Genomic DNA, 21,249 nt, shown 5'->3' on the forward strand with positions numbered 1-21,249 from the left:
CCGCTACGGTTCAGGAGAAGCGCAAGGGCACCGAAAGCGCGCCGATTTCCGGCCAGCGGCTGACGGTGACCGACCCATCGAGATCGAAGGCACTGGTCGAGGCAAGGATCTCCTCGAGCGCCACGCGCAACTGCATGCGGCCCAGGTGCACCCCGGGGCAATTGTGTGGCCCGCGCCCGAAGGCAAGGTGCTGAGAGATGTTGGGACGATCGAGAATGAACTTGTCGGGTTCGGGAAAGACCGTTTCGTCACGATTGGCCGAGGCATAGATCAGGGCGATGGCCTCTGCCGGCGGGATCGTGCGGCCACCCATCTCCACCGGGCAGACGGCGGTGCGGGCAAAGCCGCGATAGGGCGTGTAAAGACGCAGGAATTCCTCGATTGCAGCCGGGATCAGCGAGGGATCGGCGCGCAATTGCTGTTGCAGCGCCTGATCGCGCGAAAGGTGGACGCAGATGTTACCGATCATCACCATCGGCGCGACCATGCCGACGACGAGCACCTGGCGCACCGTGCCGACCAGCAGTTCGTCGGGCAGCGGCTCGCCCTCATGGCGGGCTTCGAGCAGCGCGCTGGTGGGATCGAGCGCCGGGTCCTGGGGATGTGCGTGCCGCAACGCGATCAGCGCGCGAGCCATTTCATAGAGACGAAGCGAGGTTTCCTTCATCGTCTCCGGCCGGTTGGAATGGACCGCAAGGATGAAAGCGCGGCCATTGTCATGCAGCGTATCGAGCCAGTCTTCGGGAATTCGCATCCATTCGCCGAACACGTGCACCGGCAGATAACTGGACAATTCGACGCAGATATCGCCGCCGCCCTTTGCCACCATCGGTTCAAGCAGGGCGCGGGTCAATTCGCGGGCGCGCGGCGCGAAGGTTTCGGCCCGCTCAAGCGAGAGCAGCGGATTCAGCGCCTTGCGGTAGGGCGTGTGCTCCGGTGGATCGAGATGCAGCGGTGGCCGCCGCCCGGTGTAGGCAACCTTGGGCACGACATTCTGCAACGAAGTGATGAAGGTCGACGAATCCGAAGCGGCCCGCTTCACGTCTTCATAGCGGGTCAGCGCCCAGAAGCCGCCCAAGCCTTCGGTCCAGGCAACCGGGCATTGCGCGCGGAGGCGGGCATATTCGGCATGGGGGCTGTCGAAGTCTTCCGGAACTTCCGGATCGAAATCCTGCAATCGGTCAGTCATGAGCGGTTGCATAAGCAGGCATGTTCAGCCATGCAAGCGCTATCATTCAGTTTGCAAGACATATGAACCAAGGGGAGCATGCGTGACGGCCCAAGTTGCGAGCCGCGAGGACGATGCACTGGAAAGCAGCGTTGGCGGCAAGGTTATCCGCAGGCTGGTCATCCCCGCGGCGCTGTATATCCTGATCGGCGCGATTGACCGGACCAATGTCGGCTTCGCGGCGCTGGAGATGAACCGCGCGCTTGGCCTTTCCGGCACGCAATACGGCTTCGGCGCCGGCGTGCTGTTCGTCGGCTACATGATCGCCAAGTATCCGAGCGTGCTGTTCTACGAAGCGGTGGGCCTGCGGCGCTGGCTGGCGACCATTACCGCCGCCTGGGGGCTATGCTCGTGCCTGATGGCTGCAGTCAGCAACGAATGGCAGCTCTATGCCTTGCGCGTGGCCATCGGCTTTTCGGAAGGCGGCCTGTCGTCCGGGCTGATGCTTTACCTCAGCCTTTGGGCACCGGAGCGCTATCGCGCCTCGATCCTTGCCATTCCGATCACGTCGATCTCTGTCGCGCAAGTCATTGGCGCGCCTGTTTCGGGCTGGCTGATCGATCTGGAGCGTCCGCTGGGCATGGAGAGCTGGCGGTTCATGTTTCTGATCGAAGCCCTGCCCGCGCTGGCGCTTGCGGGGTTCGCATGGGCCTGGTTCCCCGACACGCCAGCCGACGCGCGCTGGCTGCGCGCGGACGAGCGCAACTGGATCGCCCTGAACGTGAAGGGTGCCAGCAAGCCGGTGGCATTAGAGGACCGGCGCGAGCGCTGGGCGGTGCTGCGCGAACCGCTGGGCTGGCTTTGCGCCGCGATCTGGTTCTGCATCCTGGCATCGAACTACGGCATCATGTTCTGGCTGCCGCAGGTGGTGAAGAGCCTGTCAGGCCTGAGCGCTGCCGAAACCGGCCTGATCGTGGCGCTGCCCTGGGCCGCGAGCGGGATCGGGCTGGTGCTCAACGCCCGGCATTCGGACCGCACCGGCGAACGATATCTGCACGTGGCGATACCGGCCCTGCTCGGCGGCATCGGGCTTCTGGCGGCCAACCTGTTCGGCGCCGGCCTGCCGGGCCTGATCGCGCTGGTGATCGGCGGTGCCTGCACCGGGTGCACGGTGGCAGCATTCTGGGCGATCCCGACAAGGCTGCTTTCTCCCGGCAGCCTTGCCATGGGCATCGTCGTGATCAACATGACCGGAAGCCTGGCAGGGGCAACGGTGCCGCCGCTGATGGGATGGCTGCGCGAGACGAGCGGATCGTTCTTCCCGCCAACGCTGCTGCTGTTCGGCATTGCCGTGCTTTGCGCGGTCCTGACCCTGATCGCGCGGCGCATTGCCGGAGCGTCTGGCCAGTGACCGAGCAGGTCACGCCGGGTTACCGCGCGACGGTCCTGACGCTTGCGGCCATTGCGGCGATGGGATCGATGGCGATCCACATGCTGGTACCCGCCCTGCCCCTGATCGCAGCGGACTTTGCCATCGGAGAGGCCAAGGCGCAGCAAGTGGTCAGCGTCTATCTGGCTGGTCTGGCCGGGGGGCAACTGCTCGCCGGTCCCCTGATCGACCGGATCGGGCGGCGTCCGGTAATGCTGGCAGGCTTGGCGCTGTTCATTCTCGGCGGGGTAGTCGCGGGCATCGCGCCTGATCCGCAGTCGCTGCTGCTTGCGCGGCTGGTGCAAGCGGCCGGCGGAGCCTGTGGCGTGGTGACGGCTCGGGTGATGGTCGGCGACGTCTTCGGACCAGAGCGCGCCGCCGGGGTCCAAGCCACCTTGATGACGATCGTGCTGATTTCGCCGGCGGTTGCCCCGGTGATCGGCGGCACCGTTGCGGATCTGGCCGGCTGGCGGGCCGTTTTCGTGATGCTGGCGCTTGCAGGAGGTGCGGCGCTGCTGGCAGCCTGGAAGCGCCTGCCCGAAACCGGCACGCGAGAGAACCGGCCCGGCGGGCGCGGACTTGCCGCGTCCTACGCCAAGCTGGCGCGCAACCGGCAGTTCGTGCTGACCGTGGCGACGCTTGGGGCGGCAAGCAGCGGGCTTTACATGTTTCTGGGCGCGGCGCCCTTCCTGCTGGTCCATCGCTTTGGCCTGACTTCGGGCGAAGCCGGGCTGGCGCTGCTGTGGGTTGCTGGCGCGAGCATCTTCGGAACCCGGCTGGTCGTGCCGGTGGAGCGGCACTTCAGTGCACTGATCGTCGGCACGGCGAGCTCGGCAATGGGGGCAACTGCGGCGTTGGTGCTGGCGCTGGGCGGGATCGAAGGCGTGGTACCGCTGATCGCTCCGGTCATGCTGCTTGGACTTGGCGCCGGGCTGGCGGGGCCGGTCGCCTTCAACGCTGTGGCATTTTCCGAGGCCGGTCTCGCCGCCACGGCGACCAGCCTTGCCGGGGCATTGCAGATGCTGGCCAGCGGTTCAGCGATGACCCTGCTTGGCCTTGTCGCACCGATCGACCCGCTGCGCCTTGCCCTGGCGCTGGTCACCACGACCTGGACGGCGCTGCTGTGTGCGCTGGCGCGACTGCGTTGAGGCGCCACGCAAATTTCCGCTTGCAAGGGCTTACATTCGGAGTCATTTGCACTGTTATAGCCTAGAGCAGTAATTCGGAGGGGAATCTCGATGTTCATGCCATTTGCGCGTCGGCGCGCCATGATCGCAAGCTTGCTTTGCAGTGCAGCCAGCCTGATCGCCGTGCCTGCCATCGCGCAGGAGGCGCAGGCCGAAAGCAGCGACGGCCTTGCTGCAATCGTCGTGACTGCGGAGCGCCGCGAGCAGAGCCTGCAGGACATTCCGATTTCCGCCACCGTGCTTTCGGGCGAGGAACTGCAGCGCAAGGGGGTCAACAATCTCAACGACATCCAGCAGGTGGCGCCCTCGATCGCGATCAACACCTTCAACCGATCGACATACATCAACATCCGCGGCGTCGGCATCGCGCAATCGGCGCCCACGTCCAATCCGGGTGTGGCCTATTACATCGACGGGCAGCTGATCCCGCACGAGCAGTTCATCGGCCATTCCTTCTTCGATATCGGCACGATCGAAGTACTTCGCGGGCCGCAGGGCACACTGACCGGGCAAAACTCGACCGGCGGTGCACTCTATGTCCGCACGCCTGAGCCCGAATTCGGCAGCACCTTTGCCGTAGGCGACGTGACGGTAGCCAATTACGACCGCTATCGCGCCGTGGTGGCTGCCAACATCGGCGGCGAGAACGTGGCGCTGCGCGTAGCCGGTGTGCACGAGCAGCGTGACAGCTTCACCCGCAACATCGCGGCGAATGCGCAAAGCCAGCCCGGCAATCTGAACATGGACGCGATCCGCGCCAATTTGCGCCTGCGCGGGGCCGACGGGCGGCTCAACGTCAACGTGCGCGGCGAATATTTCGACGTGCGCAGCGACAACAATGCGGTGAAGAATCGCAACGACAAGGTGAGCAGCGATCCGTTCGTGATCGAGGAAGACGGCCTGTCGTTCCAGAACCAGGCGGGATATCGCGTCTCGGCCGAGGCACGCTATGACGTTTCCGACAGCGTGCAGGCGCGCGGGCTGGTTTCATGGCAGGACGGCTATACCCACGACCAGACCGATGGCGACCGCACCGCGACGGCCCTGCCGGTGCCGGCGAACCTGCCGACCAGCGGCGCCAACACGGCACGTTTCCCCGGCCGTGTCAGCAATGGCGACACGCGCTTCAAGACACTGATCGGCGAGGCCAACCTGCTGTCCACCGGCAAGGGGCCATTGCAGTGGGTCGTCGGCGCTTTCGTCCTGGACGAGAAGGTGCCGGTAACGCTGCTGCGCGACAACCGCAACGTGCGTGATCTGGTGCAGTCGAACAGCCCGATCATCACCGAAGCCAAAAACACCTCGCAATCGGTGTTCGGGCAGGTGAACTACTACCTGACCGACGCGATCGAGGTGCTGGCCGGTGCACGCTATTCCTGGGACAAACAGGTCTATACCCGCTTTGCCGTGCCGGGCGCAGGCTTTACCCTGCCCTTCACCAGCGAGACCACGTCAGAGCAGCTGACCGGCAAGATCGGCGTGAACTACCATTTCGGCAATGACAGCATGGTATATGTCACGGCGTCAAAGGGGTACAAGGCCGGCGGCGTGAACCTGACGCCCAATACCCCGGACTTCAAGCCGGAGCGCAACTTCGTGTATGAAGCCGGTCTCAAGACCGAGCTGCTCGACCGCCACCTGCGCGTGAACGGCGACGTGTTCTATTCCGACTACAAGGACATCCAGCTTTCCAGTCTGGTCGGCGGGTTGCCCGTCACCCAGAACGCGCTGGCGGGCAAATCGTGGGGCGGCGAACTGGAGCTGACCGCGCAGTTCGGCGGCTTTGCCGCCAATGCGGGCGTGGGCTACCTCGATGCCAAGTTCGCCAATTCGGCCTGCATTTCCGATACCAATGCGCCCGGAACCGATACCGGCTGCCCCACCAACCTGCGCTTCGTGCCCAAGGACCGGGTGCTGCCGTTCTCGCCGGAATGGACACTGAATGCCGGCGTGCAATACACGCTTTCGCTGGGATCGGTCGATCTGACGCCGCGGGTGCAGTGGTCCTATGTGGCCGAACAGTATGCCACCCCGTTCCCGAGCGCGAACACGCTGGTGCCCGGCCGCAACCTGTTCGATGCGCGCCTGACACTGGACATGGGGCGCAAGTACAAGCTGGAAGGCTTCATCAACAACCTGACGAACAAAACCTATATCGCCTCGCAGATCCAGAACAGCTCCAGCGCCGATGGCGGCATCATCTATGGCGCGCCCCGCACCTTCGGCGTGCGCCTGCGCGTGGAAATCGGCAACTGATCACGTGATCCAGGAACAAGGGGACAAGGGCTGATGCAACTCCTCCCGCAAAGGTCCTTGCCTCTTGCCCTCGGCGCGCTGGTGCTGGCCTTGTCGGTCGGCGCTCGCGGCGGGGACACCCCAGACCGCTGGTGGGCACCCGGTGAGGGCCGGGTCCTGCCGGCGGTCCTCGATTACGACAACGCGAATGGCACCTTGCGCACGCTGGTGGTGGGCGGGCCGCTGAAAACCAAGGGCCATCCATTCTTCGAACCGCTTGGCCCCAATGGCCGCGCCTGCGTGACCTGTCACCAGCCAGCCGACGCGATGAGCCTTTCCGTAGCCAGCGCGCAGCGCCAGTGGGAGCGGACCGGCGGCAAGGACCCTCTGTTCGCGGCGATCGATGGATCGAACTGCCCGACGCTGCCTCAACAGAAGCGTGAAAGCCATTCCCTGCTTCTCGAGCGTGGGCTGTTTCGCATCGAGCGCCCCTGGCCGGTGAGGAGCTTCAACGGCAAGCCGGTGACGCCGGACTTTACCATCGAGGTGGTGCGCGACCCCAATGGCTGCAATTCGGGCGTTTATGGACCGGCAGCCGGCAGGATCTCGGTCTATCGCCGGCCGCGCCCGGTGGCGAACATGAAGTATCTGTTGGCGGTCGGCTTTCCCTACGATCCCAAGCAGGGCTATGCGCTGCCGCTCGACCCCGATGACGGCAAGCCCCAATCCGGCAACCTTATGGCCGACAATCGCGCCGGCAACCTGCGGCTGCAGATGGAGGATGCCGGATCCAGCCACCTCGGCATGCTGAAGCGGCTGACACCTGCACAGCGCAAGCGGCTGCAGGACTTTGAACTGCGCGTATTTACCGCGATGCAGGTGAGCAAGGCGGGGGGCGCGGTGGACAGCGGCGGTGCCAAGGCCGGCCCGGCCCGCCTTCGCGACAGCGCACCGGGCGCCCTGGGATCAATCGGCGAGCCGGTGTGGAGCGAGTTCAAGGGTTGGGAATCGATCCCGCCCGAGGAAGCGGCCAGGCTTACGCCTGAGCAACTGGCCTTCCGCCAATCAGTGGCGCGCGGCGCGAAGGTGTTTCGCGACAAGACCTTCCTCATCACCGATACCGCCGGGATCAATTCCCGCATCGGCTTCGGCAATCCGGTGCGCAACTCCTGCGTGTTCTGCCACAACATGAGCCAGATGGGCAACGACGTGGCACCGGGTCAGGTGGACCTTGGCACCACTACCCTGCCCTTTGCCGATCCCTGGGCCGACCTGCCGCTGTTCAAGGTAACCTGCACCGGGCGGCCGCATCCGCACTATGGCAGGGTAATCTACACCTATGACCCGGGCTTTGCGCTGACTTCGGGCAAGTGCGCCGACGTTGGCAAGATCACCCTGCAATCCATGCGTGGGCTTTCGGCGCGCGCACCCTATTTCTCCAACGGTTTGGCAAAGGACCTGCGCGGCGTGGTCGACTATTACGAGCGGCGCTACTCCATCGGCTATACCGAGCAGGAGAAGCAGGATCTCGTCAACCTGATGAGCGTGCTGTGAAGCGGCTTGCGGTTCTGGCAGCACTGTACGGCTGCGGATCGACCCAGGCAGCGGAGGCGGGCGACCTGGTGCGGTTCGTGGCGTGCCCGGTCTATCGCGACACGGATTCCGGCAAGAAATCCGGATGCTGGCTGGGCGACGACCGCGACACCGGCATGCGCTGGGACGTGAGCCAAAGCCCCTACAAGCCGGACTGGAACTACGCCATGCTGGTTGAGGGCAGGCCATCGACCGATGCGGCGAAGCCGTGTGGAGCGCCGACCCTCGATCCGGTGCGGACTTCGCGGCTCGATACGCCGTGCGTGCAGCACATGATCCCGGCCGAAGGCTTCACCGGGCGCAAGTTCGTGCTGCCCCGCCGCAACATCGCGCCGCTTTCAGTAACCCGGCCAGTACCGGCCGGGCCTTATGCAGAGCGGGTCTTTCCGGTCTATTTCGAGTTCGACAAGGATTTCCTCGTCTATCAGTACGACGATTGGCTGGTGGACAATGCGGTGACCTGGATCAGGGCGGCCAAGCCCAAGCGCCTGATCGTGACCGGCTTTGCCGCGACGGAGCCGCAAGTGGTGAGCGGCGTGACCCTGGCCGAGCGGCCGGAGGTGGCGGGCGAACGCGCCGAAGCGATTGCCGAAACCCTGCGACGTCTGTTGCCCGGCATTGTGATGGACGTCCGGTCGGAACCGAGCGCGCAGCCCACGGACGATGCCGAGGCCGACGGCCTGCCATGGCAAAGCCAGCGGCGTGTGGAGATCCGCGCGCTCTTCTGAGGCACCAGGCCCTGAGAACTGACAGCCACTGGCGTCCGCAGCGAACGTTCCCTTTGGCGCTGCGCCAGTGGTGTTGCACATTCGCATCACCTGTGGGGTTGATGCTTCTGATCAGATTGACTGGCTGGGGCCGATGTGCGAGCCATGCGCCGTCGCAATTCGGAAACATTTTGCGAAGCTGCTGATTTCGCAATGAAATCGCGGTTTCAGCAGTTTCATCAGAGACGACACAAAAAGAAACAGCCGTACAGGGCGGCTGAGCACGAAATGAGGTCGATCATGTCCAGTTCCAGCCGGGCAATCCTGCTTGCGTCGCTTTCGGGGCTCGCCTTCGCGATGCCTGCCGCAGTTCATGCGCAGGACGCTACCGATACCCTTGAGACCGATCAGCCGACGATCATCGTCACCGGCACGCGCACATCCTCCCGCACGGTCGAGGATTCGCCAGTCCCCGTCGACGTGCTGACCAACGCTGCGATCACGCAGGGCGGGCAGGTCGAAACCAACAAGATCCTCAACAAGCTGGTGCCCAGCTTCAACTTCCCGCAGCCCGCCATTGCCGACGGTTCGGACGCGCTACGCCCGGCCACGCTGCGCGGCCTTTCGCCTGACCAGACGCTGGTGCTGGTCAACGGCAAGCGCCGCCACGTGGCAGCGCTGCTCAACATCAATGGCACGGTTGGCCGCGGCGCGGCAGCGGTCGACATGAACTCGATCCCTGCCCTTGCGATCGATCGCATCGAAGTGCTGCGCGATGGCGCATCGTCGCAATACGGGTCTGACGCCATCGCCGGCGTGATCAACATCCGCCTCAAGAGCGCCAGCGAAGGCGGCCGCGCCTCGATCAGCTACGGCAAGTACGACACGACTATCGACGGCGTCGCCAATGTCACCGGGCTGATCACCAACAACGGCCAGCCTGTGCTGGACCCCACCGACAGCCGCTATCTGCAAGCGCAGACCGATGGCGACCGCAAGGTGCGCGATGGCGAAAGCTATTCGGTGGCGACCAACGTCGGCCTGCCTTTCTTCGGCGCGGCCGGTGGCTACATCAACCTGACCGCCGAATACCGCCACCGCGGCTACACCAATCGCCAGGGCTTCGACCTGCGTCCGAACTACATCCGCCCTTCGGCAACCACGTTCGACCCGCGTGAGGCAAGCTTCGACCGCCTGCAATTCCGCTTCGGCGATCCGAAGGCCGACGATTACATCCTGTTCGCCAACGCGGCCGTGCCGGTGGGTGACTCGCTCGAGCTTTATACGTTCGCCAGCTTCAACCAGCGCGATTCGTTGAGCGCTGCAAACTATCGCCAGCAGAATGCCGCGGCCAACCGCGACTTTTCCGCGCTTGCCCCCAACCAGACGCCCAACAACGCCAACTTCGTCGCGCTGACGCCCGATGGCTTCCTGCCGTTCATCCAGTCGGACCTGACCGACAGCGCCGCGACCGTGGGCCTGCGCACCACCAGCGGCGACTGGAATGTCGACGGGTCGTTCGGCTGGGGCCGCAACGAATTCGACTATCGCGTCGAGAACTCGCTGAACACCAGCTTCGGTCCTGCCAGCCAGCGCAGCTTCGACGCCGGCGGCCTGCGCTATCGCCAGCTCCTTGCCAACCTCGACATCAGCCGCGAATTCGACATGGGGCTGGCCAGCCCGCTGACCGTGGCCTTCGGTGGCGAGTATCGCGACGAGAAGTTCCAGATCCGTCCGGGCGAACTGCAGTCCTACGCGATCGGGCCGCTGTTCCGCGCATCCTTCGCGACGACCGCGGTCAACTGCGCCGCGCAGTCGGGCGTGTTCAACGCCGGCACCGGCATCTGCAGCTTCCCCGGCCGTGCCGCCGGTGCGGGCGCGCAAGGCTTCCCCGGCCTTCCTGCCAGCAGCGCGACCAACCAGGGCCGCCATTCGTTTGCAGGGTATCTCGAGCTTGACGCCGAGCTGATCCCGGGCCTGACGACCACGGCTGCTGCACGGTATGAACACTTCTCGGACTTCGGCAGCACCTTCAATGGCAAGTTCGCCGCACGTTACGAGTTTGTCCCAGGCTTCGCGCTGCGTGGATCGGTTTCAAACGGCTTCCGTGCGCCGTCGCTGCACCAGCAGTACTTCACCACCACGTCGACCAACTTCATCGCTGGCGTGCCGGTCGACATCTCGACCGTGGCCGTGAACAGCCCGGTTGCCCGTGCGCTGGGTTCGAAGGACCTGAAGGCCGAAAAGTCGTTCAACCTCTCGGGCGGTTTCACTGCCAGCCCGGTTTCGGGCCTGACGCTGACGGTCGACTACTACAACATCCGCATCAATGACCGCGTGGTGCTGACCGAAAACCTCGGTGCAGCGGGCAGCGGCACGGCCGCGGTCAACAGCGCGGTGAAGGCGATCCTCGATTCCAACGGGTTCAACTCGGTGGGCGCGGCGCGCTTCTTCATCAACGGCCTGAACACCCGCACCGAGGGTGTCGATGCCGTGCTGAACTGGCGCCTGCCGATCGAAGGCATCGGTCGGTGGAACTTCACCGCCGCCTACAACTACAACAAGCAGAAGATCCTTGCCCGCAAGAACGATCTTGGCCCGCTGGCGACCATTCCGAACCTGATCCTGTTCGGCCGCGTCGAAGGCCTGCGCTTCACCGAAGGCCAACCGCGCGACAAGGTGGTGCTCAGCCTCGATGGCACTGTCGGCATGTTCGGCATCACCGCCCGCACCACGCGCTATGGCAAGGTCACCTCGCCCGGATCGGCAAATCCCATCGCCAATCCGACGAGCCTGACCGAATACGGGCCGGACGATATCTTCCTTGAAGCCAAGTGGATCACCGACCTCGAACTGCAGGCCAAGCCGACCGAGCGACTGACCTTCGCCATCGGCGCGGACAACCTGTTCGACGTCTATCCGACGCGTTCGCCCTTCGGACCGCGTCCGGCCTCGGTGGGCGGTTCGTACCCTGCCAACCAGCAGTACATTCCGTTCTCGATCTTCTCGCCATTCGGCTTCAACGGGCGCTATCTTTACGCCCGTGCCAGCGTGACGTTCTAAGGACGTAGGCATCTGATCGCATAACAGGGGACGGCGGCGCTTCGGCATCGAAGCGCCGCCGTAATGCCAGTAGGATCAGGCTGCGCTGATATCGGCGACCACTGCTTCCAGAGCGCTTGCCGCGTCCTCACCGGCAAGGAAGACCTGAAGCCCGCGCTGTCCGCCGTTTATGAAGATCGCGTCCCACAGCAGCGCGGTCTCGTCGATCACGACGGGCACGCGCTTCGTCTGGCCGAACGGGCTTATCCCGCCGACCTTGTAGCCGGTGAGGCGTTCGGCATCGGCGGGGCGCATCATCGTGGCAGACTTTGCGCCCAATGCGGCGGCGACGCGCTTCATCGACACTTCGCCGTCGCTGGGCGCGATGGCGCAGGCAGCCTTGCCGTCGATCAGCACCATCAGCGTCTTGAACACCTGCGCCGTTTCCACGCCCAGCGCGGACGCGGCGGCCTGCCCGATGGAGTCCGCATCGGGATCATAATCGTAGCTGCGCAGTTCGAACCGGATACCGGCCTGTTCGAGCGCTTTCGTTGCCCGGGTTGCCTGTGCCATAGCGGTCCTTTGGCAGGGCCGCCTGACGGACGCCAGCCTGTTTGGAGTTTTGTGAATGAGTGTTGCGTTTCGCCGGGAAAGTGATGACGAGCATCTCGAGCCAGTGTTCGAGCTGCCGATCCCGCCGGGGCCAAACCTGGTGACCGAGCGGGGCCTTGCCCTGATCCGTGCGCAGGTGGAAGCTTGCGATGACAAGGTACAGGCGCTGCTTTCCGAGGGCGCGGACGAGGCCGAGGTGAAGAAGGCACGGCGCGAACTGCGCTACTGGAGCACGCGCGCGGCCACGGCCGAGTTGATGTCGGCTCCCGATGGCGATGCCGTGGCATTCGGCTGCTCGGTGCACTTCCGGCTCAATGGCAAGACGCGCTGGATCACAATCGTCGGCGACGACGAGGCTGATCCTGCAGCCGGGCTGATCGCATGGTCCGCGCCGCTTGCACGCGCCATGATGGAGGCCGAGGAAGGCGAACTGGTGGACTTTGGCGGCAAGGCCGAAGCGATTGAGGTGCTGGCGGTACGTCCGGCGAGGATTGACGCCGAAGGCGCTTACACCGGCGGCTGAAACAGCGCGCCGACGTCAGCCAGGGTATCGAGCGCAAGGATGGCGTCGGCAAGGCGGTCAGCCGCCTCGGCCATGACCGGCACCGCCGCCCGTCCGACGCAATCGACGAACTTCGCCCGCTGCGCTGCTGCGGAGAGGGGGCGCGACGGGCAGCCCAGCGCGTTCTCCAGACATGCTTCACAGGTTTCGCCATTGGTCAGCACGATCCTGATCGCGCCGCCGACGCCGGGTTGCCATGTCGACCGAGGTTCGACGTGGGCCTTGACGCGGGTGGCCATGGCCAGAACCTCGGGATCGGCGAGGCTGGCAGCGTCGAAATCGTCAAGCCGCACCGCGCCGCGGACGAGGGCCAGCGCGATGGTGAACGGGATCGAGAACTTGGCGTCGATGGCCGTCTCGGGTGCCTGCTTGCGCGCCAGCGGTTCGACCAGCATCGACTGGATGCCATCGACGGTCACTTCGAGGTGGGCGATGTCGGGCGGCGCAATGCCGTGCCGCGCATAAAGATCCAGCGCCATTTCGATGAATGGGTGCGTGCCACGGCAGGAAGGCCAGGGCTTGAAGGTCAATTCACTGCCCCAGTAGTGCGTGCCGAGGCGATCGGTCAGATCGGCAGGGTCGAACTGCCCGCCGGCATAAAGTGCGAAGAAGGCGGACTTGCCCTCCAGCGGCTCTTCGAAACCGTCCACCCCTTCGCGCGCGAGCAACGCGGAGGTCAGCGCGGCTTGGGCGGGAAAGGCCTCCCGCACCGCGCGCAAGGTGGTGCGGCGACTGTGCTTGATTTCGCCCGGCATCGTTACCTGGCACAAGGTCAGCGAGAGGGCATCCTTGGTCTGCTGAGGGGACAGGCCCAGCAGATTGGCCGCACCCGCCACTGCGCCGAAAGCGGCAACGATCGGCGGGGGATACCATCCGCCCTGCTCCATCGGCTGGCGTAGCGAAAGCGCAATCCGGCAGGCCACATCGCCGCCCACTGCAAGCGCGGTAAGGAAGCGGCGTCCATCGACTGGGCCTTGCGACTGGGCCAGCGCCAGCAGCACCGGGACGAGCGAGGCATTGGGGTGGGCAGGCGCGCGATCGAAGGCGTCCTCATAATCCACGGCATGGGCAAGCGCGCCGTTGGCCAGTGCGGCGCCGAAGGGCTGGACAGTGTGGTGCGTGCCGATGATCGTGCATGGACCTGCCCCATTGGCGCGGGCAAGCGCGATGAACGGCGCGGCCTCGGGCGCAAGACCGCTTGCCGCGTAGATCACGCCGATCGCATCGAGCGCGGCGTTGCGCGCACCGTCACGGGCAGGATCGGGCAGGCCTTCCCAGCGGGCCATGGCGATGTGGCGGCAGAGCAGGTCGCTGAGAGTATCGATCATCGTTTCAGCCGGGCAGAGGGCCATGCCAGGAGGGCGGGATCTTGGCGACAGGTCCACTCGCCGCGCTCAAGCCGGGCCGATGAGGGGAAAGCGCAGATCGGGCGGGTGAAGCTGGACTCGCCTGCGATCTTGCGGGCCTCGATGCGCGCTGGCGCAACGCCCTGCTCGACCCAGCGGATCAGCGCCCAGAGCATGTCGTTTGCCGGGTTTTCGCTGACAGGCGCGTGGCCGGACGCGCCGAAGGTATCGACGCCGGGCCCGCCGCGACAGTGGTACATGCCGGGCACCATGAACAGGCGGACCGCTTCCGCGAGCTTCGCCAGACCCCCGTTATCGCGGGCGAGCGCGCCGTAGTATTCAAGCGTCGGCCCGGCGTTGGTCGATGGGTCCTGCCAGCCCTGATAGATGATGGCGCGGCGGTTCGCGGTCAGGAAAGGGGCTATCGCCGTGCTGTCTGCGCGAAGCTGCGGCATCACGCGATTGATCGTGGCCAGATCATCCGTGCGGCTGAATGTCAGCGCATCCCAATCGGGATCATTGTGCGCGGCATCGGCCCACATCGCCCGCAGCAGCGGCGATGGCGGGCCGGGACGGGTACGAACGGCAGGGAACAGGCCGCGATCCAACGCCTTGCCGTGTTCATCGCGCAGCGGGGCGATCACGGCATTCAGCATGGCGAGCCTGGGCGGGGTCAGGCAGCCCTCCGACTGGCCGGGCTTGCACAGGAGCTTGGCCGTACGGAACCGGCACTGAAGGGGGTTGGTGATGATGCCGTCCACCTTGCCGTCCAGCGGATCGCAGGCGCGGGTGACGGCGCTTTCATAGAGCGACCAATCGGCGTCGCTGAGCGCGGCCGCCGGCTTGCGCTGTGCTTCCAGGGCAAACCACATCATCCGCACCGATTGCAACGGCATGTTGGGCCCCGGCGCACCGGCAATAACGCCGTCGTAATCGAGCGGATGGATCTGCATTTCCTTGAGCGCCTGGCGACCGCCGCCCGAGCAGCCGGTGAAGTAGCTGCGCTTGACCGGCCTTGCATAGAAGCGGGCAGCCAGATCCTTGGCCGCAAGCGCCGAAAGGTGGACGGCGCGGTGCTCGTAATCGGTGCGGGCCTTGGGTGCCCGCATCCAGTGCGTGTCGGTAATGCGGTGGCCGCTGTCTGTGGTGACAGTGGCGAAACCCTGGGCCACGCGCAGGCTCATGTCGAGGTAGTTGAACACCCCGGCATCGCCGCCAACGCCCGCGCCGAGCAACCGGCCGTTCCACGCCATCGGCAACCACAGTTCGAAGCCGATGGTACGCTCGATCCGCCCTTCAACCCGGCAGAACGGCGCATCGACCGGAACGGACTTGTAGAATGTGGCCTTGTCGTTAGGCTTGTAGGCAGCGCCCGCGGGGATCGCCGTGGCCTTGTCGACCACTACGTCTCCGCTGGCACCGGCAAGCGCGCTGCAATCGCCGGGGCTGGCGTTGGCGACCGTGGCCGCCGCCAAAAGCGATAGCAGCGCCGCCATCAGAACTTCACGCCTGCCGTCATCGAGAACATGCGCGGGATCGGGTTGGCCGACTGCGGATCATAGCCGCGCGTGGTATCAACGAACGGCGGGTCCTCGTTTGCCAAGTTGCGCACGTCAAAGCCGATGCGCAGGCGTTCGTTGACCTCGACGTTCAGGCCCAGATCGAAGGTATCGTAGTTGGAAACCTTCTGCATCGGCGTGACCGTGGTGTTGGTGTACGACGCGAGGTGGTTCCATGTCAGGCGGCCCGAGAAGATGCCCAGCTTCGCGCCGATGTCCGCCTGCGAACGGAACTTCTGCGGGAAGTTGATCAGGCCGACGACGTTGGAGACCGCAGCGCCCGGCAGTGGCTGGAACAGGTACTTGGTGAAGTATGTGCCGGACACGCTCGCATCGAACTTGACCGCGCCGATGTCCCAGTTGGCATATGCGGCAAAGTCGATCCCGCGCACGCGCGAGCGGCCGAGGTTCTGGCGACGGCCATCGACGATGAACTGCACGGCATTGGCATTGATCGGCTGGTTGATCGGCAGGCCCGAGGCGATCAGCGCGTTCACTTCGGCCTGCGTCGGGTTCAGCTTCACGAACGAGGCGTAGAGCGGATTTGTGAGGATCCCCGGCGTGCCGCGCAGCGCCTGGATCTGGTCCTTGTAGTCGATATCGAAGTACGTCAGCGACAGGCGCACCGCGCTGATCGGGCGGAACTCGGCGCCGACCGACCAGGTCGTTGCCGTCTCGGGCTTCAGACCCGGATTGCCGCCAGCAAGGCCGATGCCAGTGAGATTGCCCGAGGCGCCCGGCAGCGTATCGTAATAGAGCCCGGCCCCTCCCGCGATGGTCGAAACTTCCGTGAAGGTTGGCGCGCGGAACGAGGTGCCGTAGCTGCCGCGCAATGTGAGCGCTTCCACCGGCTTCCAGGTGAGGCCGATCTTGGGATTGGTGGTGCTGCCGAAATCGCTGTACTTTTCATAGCGGCCCGCGATCGAGAGCGAGAGCTGCTCGATCCCCGGCATGGCGTTGCCGCTGCCAACGATCGGCACGAAGAGTTCGCCGAAGACGGCCTTCACGTTGCGCGTGCCGGAATCGGCCACGCTGCGCGGCGTAGCGGCCTGCCCGGTGAGGAGATCGGTGTAGGTGTACTCCTCGCGATATTCGCCGCCCAGCGCGACGCGGACGGCGCCACCGGGAAGATCGAACAGCGATCCATCGAGCTGGACGTTGGCGACATCGAGCTTGGTCCGGCCGGTGATGACGAACAGGTTGTCGCGGATCTTCGCCAGCGTCGCCGGATTGTTCGGACCGCCGAACACGTTGAGCGCAGTGGCCGGGTTGGTGTCGGCAAGTGCGGCGTTGAGCGCGGCGGTGTTCACGCCAAGTCGGCGATCGGCGACGTCCTCGGATTCACCGTGCGCGTAATAGGCGGTCGCCTTGAAGTCACCGACCAGCTTGGCTTCCATCCCGCCCACAACGTTCCAGGATTCACCGTGGTAAGGATTGAAATCGGGCCCCAGCGTCGGGACCATCGACCACAGCACCGTTTCCTGTGTGGTGCCCGGAACGGGGGTCACGAAGAACGGGTTGGTGTTGCGAACAGTGGCGCTGATGTTGTTGATGCCGGCGATGGTGCCGTTGCGATAGGAATAGAAACCGTCGGCAAACAGGCGCACGCTATCGCCGACGTCCTGCGAGACGGCCGCCGTCACGTTATAGCGCTTCTGTTCGGGAATCACGGTGTCGAGCGCGTTGTAGAAGCAGCGGTTGGCAGTGCCGGCGACCAGCGAACCCGCGTTAGCCGTGGTCGCACCGCCCTGCGGGATCGCGTAAGTCCTGCCACCGAGGCTGATCGTGCCGGGGTTGCAGTTCTGCACGCGCAAGTCGCGCCCACCGCGGTCGCGGTTGTCGTCCTGATAGAAATCAAGATCATAGCCGCGCAGGTGGGTGTTATGCGTGTATTCGGCGGCAATCATCGCCGAACCGCCGTTCCACTTCCTGCCAAGGATGCCGGCAAACTGCTTTTCGGTGTATCCGCCCTCGGCCATCCCGGCGCGGGCGCGCACTTCCACGCCATCGAAATTGCGGCGCAGGATGAAGTTGACGACGCCGGCGATGGCATCGGAGCCATAGACCGCTGAAGCGCCATCGGCGACGACCTCGACACGCTCCAGCGCGATGGCAGGAAGCACGGAAGGATCGGTGTACTGGCCCTGCGTACCCTGTGGCGGGAAGCGGCGACCATCGTAAAGCAGCAGCGTGGCGTTGGTGGAGATGCCGCGCAGGTTGATGCCGGCGCCACGTGTCGCATTGGCCGCGCCGTTCTGCGCCGAGCCGCCGTTGCGGTTGGCGCCCAATGAGACGACCTGCGGCACACGGCGCAGCAAGTCGCTGGTCGAGGTGACCGGCTGCTCGGCAATGTCGTCGGCGCCGATGGCGATGACATTCGAGCCGACGGGCGCAATGCCGCGGATACGGCTGCCGGTGACGACGATCGACTGATCGTCAGGTGTCGTTGTGGCCGTATCCTGCGCTTCCTGCGCGTGGACAGCAGTGATGCAAGCGATTGCAGAAGAGGCTGCAAGCAGCGCCTTCAGAGCGTTCCGGTTCCCCATTTTCAGTCTCCCATTTGTATCTTCACGGCCCGGCGCGCTCTTCCGGGCAAATCATTGCAATCAGGCGGATTCGCTGTGTGCCTGGCGCCTGGCTGACAGGCGCGGGGCGAGCGACAGCAGGACAATGGCGCCGACGAGGACGCCTGCGCCGATCAGTTCGGCCTCGCGCGGCATCTTCACGCCCCAGAACCAGGCGAGCAGGACCGACCCGCCGATCCCCGCAACAAGGCTGGCCGCACGTTCCAGCGGCACGCAATAGGCGTTCTCGCGCGGGTCCAGCAGGATGATGATAGCCAGCACGGAGATCACGGTCAGCGTCGCGCCGATCCAGAACAGGTCGAGCAGCACCGGATCACTCCACACACCGATGAAGCCCCAGGCGAGTTCGCCGGACTGCCCGCCGATGCCGCTTGCCGAAATGGCAGCGAGGATCACCACCGACATCGGCAGCGCGATCATCTTTTCCTCGACGAAATAACGCCTTACCGACGCTGGATCGCCGCTCTTCGAGATCTTGGTCATCACGAACAGGCGCAGGAAATAACCCAGCGTGTAGAGCACGACGGTGAGGATTGCGATCGGCGGCAGCTTGAGGCCGCCCCGGTCGGACAGGGTGATGAGCAGCGCGAACAGCACCATGGCCAGCGCGGTCCAGCTCCACCAGCGGACGCGGCGGCCGAACATCACATCCACCAGCGGCGCGATGATCAGGATATCGCCGCGCATGACAAGCTGGATGAAGGGAATGCTGACGTCGGGGATGGTGAAGCTGAGCGGCACGGTGAACAGCACCAGCGAGGTGCCGAGGCCTGACAGGAACGTGTAGAACGTGGGGAATGGCAGGCGGATCGGGCCGAGCGCGATCTTGTTGGCATCACGGTGCCAGCCTGACAGCCAGATGAAGCCCCACGTCAGCACCATGTTGATGATCAGCGAGGCGGGCAGCGTTTCAAGGCCGGTCAGCGGCCGGCCAAGACCGGCGTGCGGGGTGGAGGTGACAAGCTTGGTCACGATCACGTTCGGCAAGTACGCCAGCAGGTAAAGCAGGACGTAGCCCTCGAGCGGAAAGGCGGACTGACGCGCCTTCATGCCGCCTGCTCCAGTAAGACCATGCCATCGGCCAGCCGGTAGCGGCCATTGAGGCCGGCTTCCTCGGTGACGGCGGCGAGGTAATCGATGACGGCGGCATGATCCTCGCTGCCCGGCTCGGCAAGGCGGGGTACGGCATCGCGACCGATTACAAGCGGCAGCAGCCCGGCGCGCAGCACCTTGCCGCCGGCGATTTCCAGCCGCGCGATCATCGACAGGCGCGCGGCCTTGGGGAAGTTGTAGAGGCTCTCGAAATCCGGCTCCCATTCCTCGGCAAGCGCCCGGATTTCGTTGAAGCTCTTGGAATTGGCGTGGGCTTCATCCATCGCGAGGTCGGTGGCGAAGTTGCACAGCGAGTAGAACACCGGCTTGCCACCGATCAGTTCGCACCCCTTGAGGATGTGGGCGTGGCCCCCGAAGATCGCGTCGGCTCCGGCAGAGATCGCGGCGCGGGCTACATCGCGCTGATAATCGGCGATGACCGCGCGCACGAAGTGGATGCCCCAGTGGTGCGAGACGAGCACGACGTCGGCCTCGGCCTTCGCGGCGCGGATGTCGGCCTTCATCGCAGCCAGGTCTTCGCGGTGGGGATAGGTGTGGACCCGGGCCGGCGTGCCGGGCTGATCGTGCTCGATCTGCTCGTAGACGGTGAACGCGCGCATCGGCGCACAGCCGGGGCGACGCTCGTCAGCCCAGTAGGAATGCGGCAGGATGCTGGAATAGGCGAGGAAGGCGACGCGCGTGCCATCGCCGAGCGTGCGGATCACCGGGCGGCGGGCCTCGATGATGTTGGCCCCTGCCCCGACCACGCTCATGCCCGCACTTTCGAGGTGACGGCGCGTTTCGAAGAAAGCTTCGTGGCCCCAGTCCATTACGTGGTTGCCGGCCATCGAAATGACGTCGAAGCCGGCGCGGCCGAGCGCTGCGGCCCCTTCCGGGCGAGCGAGTACGGCATGGCGCGCCTGTGGCAAGCGCACGCCCCTTTCGGCAAAGCTGGTTTCGAGTTGGCCGAACGTGAGGTCTGCAGCGCGCAGGAGATCGGCCGTCCCGGCAAAGCAGGCGTCGTAAGCATCGCGGTCCATCGCGAGATCGCCAGTGGCCAGCACGGTGTGAATCACGCCTCTCCCTTCATTGTTATGCGACATTGCTTAAATGCGACCGGCGATTTACGCAAGCGCTTGCATAAGCGAATATGTTGGACAAATATGGCGTCGACATGATGGAGGACTGCTTGAAAAACACGATCGCCGCCGCCCTGGCCCTGTGCATTGTTGCAACGCCGCTGGCAGCGCAGGAGCAATCCGGCATGGCCGAGGAAATGCCGCTCGGGCCGGGCACTGGACCCTGGCCTTCGATCATGGTGCAGGAGCCAAGCCTGCCCGCGCACGTGATCTACCGCCCCGCCGACCTTGCGAAGTCGCGGGCGTTGGGTGTGCTTGTGTGGGGCAATGGCGGATGCAGTGCCGATGGTGCCAGCGCGCGACAGCACCTGATCGAGATTGCCAGCCACGGCTACGTCGTCATCGCGCCGGGCGAGATCATGAGCGGCCCGGGGGCGACGAAGAAGCGCGAACCGCGGGCGCCGGACAAGTCCGGCCAGTTGCCGCCGGTTGCGACGACAAGTGCCGACGTCAAGGCGGGCCTCGACTGGGCCCTGGCTGAGAATGCCCGCAAGGGCAGTGCGCTTCATGGCAAGATTGACACCAGGGCGCTTGCCGTTGCCGGGCACAGTTGCGGCGGCTTGCAAGCGCTCGAACTTGCGCCCGACCCACGCATTCGCACGGTGCTGGTCCACAACAGCGGCGTGTTCACAGATGGCACCAACCCCATTCGCGGCATCACCGTGAACAAGGCCATGCTGGATAAGCTGCACACCCCTGTGCTCTATGTTCTGGGCGGGCCGGATGACATCGCCTTCCCGAACGGCACCGACGATTTCAAGCGGATCGACAAGGTTCCGGCGACGCTCGTGCAGCTGCCTGTCGGTCATGGCGGAACCTTCCGCACGGCCAACGGCGGTGCAGTGGCGGGTATCGCTGTGGACTGGCTGGACTGGCAGCTTCGCGGCGACAAGGCGGCGGCGCGCAGTTTCACCGGCAGCAATTGCCGCCTTTGCGTGGTGCCGGGCTGGACGATCGAAAAGAAGAAGATCGACTGACACCGGACGCCAGGAC

The 21,249-nt window shown here is 65.0% G+C and carries 15 protein-coding genes; 8 read left to right on the forward strand and 7 right to left on the reverse strand.

Translation table 11 applies throughout. The features are described 5' to 3' along the window. Window positions 1–10: 10 nt before the first annotated feature. Entirely contained in the window at window positions 11–1,189 is a 1,179-nt protein-coding gene (locus B9A23_RS04465) for a cytochrome P450 (RefSeq protein ID WP_139797321.1), read from the reverse strand. 82 nt (window positions 1,190–1,271) lie between these two features. Here B9A23_RS04465 and B9A23_RS04470 point away from each other — a divergent pair, with 82 nt between their 5' ends. The 6 genes from B9A23_RS04470 (at window position 1,272) to B9A23_RS04495 (ending at window position 11,382) form a co-directional block, all read left to right on the forward strand. Next, window positions 1,272–2,579, forward strand: coding sequence for an MFS transporter (locus B9A23_RS04470; RefSeq protein ID WP_254894980.1), 1,308 nt, complete (start codon window positions 1,272–1,274; stop codon window positions 2,577–2,579). Further along, window positions 2,576–3,745: a multidrug effflux MFS transporter gene (locus tag B9A23_RS04475; protein WP_254894981.1), complete on the forward strand. Its 1,170-nt coding sequence runs from the start codon at window positions 2,576–2,578 to the stop codon at window positions 3,743–3,745. The genes B9A23_RS04470 and B9A23_RS04475 overlap by 4 nt, the downstream gene beginning before the upstream one ends. Before the next feature lie 120 nt (window positions 3,746–3,865). Beyond that, the gene (locus B9A23_RS04480) at window positions 3,866–6,040 is read left to right on the forward strand and encodes a TonB-dependent receptor (RefSeq protein WP_254894982.1); all 2,175 of its coding nucleotides are present in this window, start codon (window positions 3,866–3,868) and stop codon (window positions 6,038–6,040) included. 33 nt (window positions 6,041–6,073) lie between these two features. Continuing rightward, a complete protein-coding gene (locus B9A23_RS04485; protein WP_084277662.1) occupies window positions 6,074–7,573 on the forward strand; it encodes a cytochrome c biogenesis protein ResB in 1,500 nt (499 codons plus the stop codon). Then, complete coding sequence (locus B9A23_RS04490; protein ID WP_084277663.1) at window positions 7,570–8,340, forward strand: OmpA family protein; 771 nt, start codon at window positions 7,570–7,572, stop codon at window positions 8,338–8,340. Before B9A23_RS04485 ends, B9A23_RS04490 begins: the two co-directional genes overlap by 4 nt. Before the next feature lie 279 nt (window positions 8,341–8,619). Then, complete coding sequence (locus B9A23_RS04495) at window positions 8,620–11,382, forward strand: TonB-dependent receptor plug domain-containing protein (protein ID WP_084277664.1); 2,763 nt, start codon at window positions 8,620–8,622, stop codon at window positions 11,380–11,382. Window positions 11,383–11,457: 75 nt separating this feature from the next. Here B9A23_RS04495 and ybaK read toward each other — a convergent pair whose 3' ends face one another. Beyond that, window positions 11,458–11,934: a Cys-tRNA(Pro) deacylase gene (gene ybaK, locus B9A23_RS04500; protein WP_084277665.1), complete on the reverse strand. Its 477-nt coding sequence runs from the start codon at window positions 11,932–11,934 to the stop codon at window positions 11,458–11,460. A gap of 55 nt (window positions 11,935–11,989) precedes the next feature. Here ybaK and B9A23_RS04505 point away from each other — a divergent pair, with 55 nt between their 5' ends. After that, window positions 11,990–12,496: a GreA/GreB family elongation factor gene (locus B9A23_RS04505; RefSeq protein ID WP_084277666.1), complete on the forward strand. Its 507-nt coding sequence runs from the start codon at window positions 11,990–11,992 to the stop codon at window positions 12,494–12,496. On the opposite strand, the gene B9A23_RS04510 is transcribed toward B9A23_RS04505, so the two are convergent. The 5 genes from B9A23_RS04510 to B9A23_RS04530 are packed head-to-tail and all read right to left on the reverse strand — an operon-like array spanning window position 12,481 to window position 20,220. Then, complete coding sequence (locus B9A23_RS04510) at window positions 12,481–13,863, reverse strand: MmgE/PrpD family protein (RefSeq protein ID WP_084277667.1); 1,383 nt, start codon at window positions 13,861–13,863, stop codon at window positions 12,481–12,483. The two genes, B9A23_RS04505 and B9A23_RS04510, sit on opposite strands and share 16 nt — an antisense overlap. Then, window positions 13,860–15,377, reverse strand: a complete 1,518-nt coding sequence (locus B9A23_RS04515) for a tannase/feruloyl esterase family alpha/beta hydrolase (protein ID WP_084277668.1) — start codon at window positions 15,375–15,377, stop codon at window positions 13,860–13,862. The genes B9A23_RS04510 and B9A23_RS04515 overlap by 4 nt, the downstream gene beginning before the upstream one ends. Then, on the reverse strand, window positions 15,377–17,986 hold the full coding sequence (locus B9A23_RS04520) for a TonB-dependent receptor (protein ID WP_084277669.1): 2,610 nt from the start codon (window positions 17,984–17,986) through the stop codon (window positions 15,377–15,379). The genes B9A23_RS04515 and B9A23_RS04520 overlap by 1 nt, the downstream gene beginning before the upstream one ends. A 60-nt stretch (window positions 17,987–18,046) precedes the next feature. Continuing rightward, a complete protein-coding gene (locus tag B9A23_RS04525) occupies window positions 18,047–19,075 on the reverse strand; it encodes a hypothetical protein (protein WP_084277670.1) in 1,029 nt (342 codons plus the stop codon). Beyond that, on the reverse strand, window positions 19,072–20,220 hold the full coding sequence (locus B9A23_RS04530) for a CapA family protein (RefSeq protein WP_254894983.1): 1,149 nt from the start codon (window positions 20,218–20,220) through the stop codon (window positions 19,072–19,074). The genes B9A23_RS04525 and B9A23_RS04530 overlap by 4 nt, the downstream gene beginning before the upstream one ends. An 86-nt stretch (window positions 20,221–20,306) precedes the next feature. Between B9A23_RS04530 and B9A23_RS04535 the strand changes: the two genes are divergently transcribed. Beyond that, on the forward strand, window positions 20,307–21,233 hold the full coding sequence (locus tag B9A23_RS04535) for an alpha/beta hydrolase (RefSeq protein ID WP_254894984.1): 927 nt from the start codon (window positions 20,307–20,309) through the stop codon (window positions 21,231–21,233). Window positions 21,234–21,249 lie beyond the last annotated feature (16 nt).

Origin of the sequence: Novosphingobium sp. B1, assembly GCF_900176395.1 — a bacterium.
Classification (GTDB): Bacteria; Pseudomonadota; Alphaproteobacteria; order Sphingomonadales; family Sphingomonadaceae; genus Novosphingobium.

Coding starts and splice junctions, on each gene's coding strand:
- B9A23_RS04530 (WP_254894983.1), bottom strand. CDS start 20,220: ATGTCGCATAACAATGAAGGGAGAGGCGTGATTCACACCGTGCTGGCC.
- B9A23_RS04510 (WP_084277667.1), bottom strand. CDS start 13,863: ATGATCGATACTCTCAGCGACCTGCTCTGCCGCCACATCGCCATGGCC.
- B9A23_RS04515 (WP_084277668.1), bottom strand. CDS start 15,377: ATGGCGGCGCTGCTATCGCTTTTGGCGGCGGCCACGGTCGCCAACGCC.
- ybaK (WP_084277665.1), bottom strand. CDS start 11,934: ATGGCACAGGCAACCCGGGCAACGAAAGCGCTCGAACAGGCCGGTATC.
- B9A23_RS04520 (WP_084277669.1), bottom strand. CDS start 17,986: ATGGGGAACCGGAACGCTCTGAAGGCGCTGCTTGCAGCCTCTTCTGCA.
- B9A23_RS04485 (WP_084277662.1), top strand. CDS start 6,074: ATGCAACTCCTCCCGCAAAGGTCCTTGCCTCTTGCCCTCGGCGCGCTG.
- B9A23_RS04495 (WP_084277664.1), top strand. CDS start 8,620: ATGTCCAGTTCCAGCCGGGCAATCCTGCTTGCGTCGCTTTCGGGGCTC.
- B9A23_RS04525 (WP_084277670.1), bottom strand. CDS start 19,075: ATGAAGGCGCGTCAGTCCGCCTTTCCGCTCGAGGGCTACGTCCTGCTT.
- B9A23_RS04505 (WP_084277666.1), top strand. CDS start 11,990: ATGAGTGTTGCGTTTCGCCGGGAAAGTGATGACGAGCATCTCGAGCCA.
- B9A23_RS04480 (WP_254894982.1), top strand. CDS start 3,866: ATGATCGCAAGCTTGCTTTGCAGTGCAGCCAGCCTGATCGCCGTGCCT.
- B9A23_RS04465 (WP_139797321.1), bottom strand. CDS start 1,189: ATGACTGACCGATTGCAGGATTTCGATCCGGAAGTTCCGGAAGACTTC.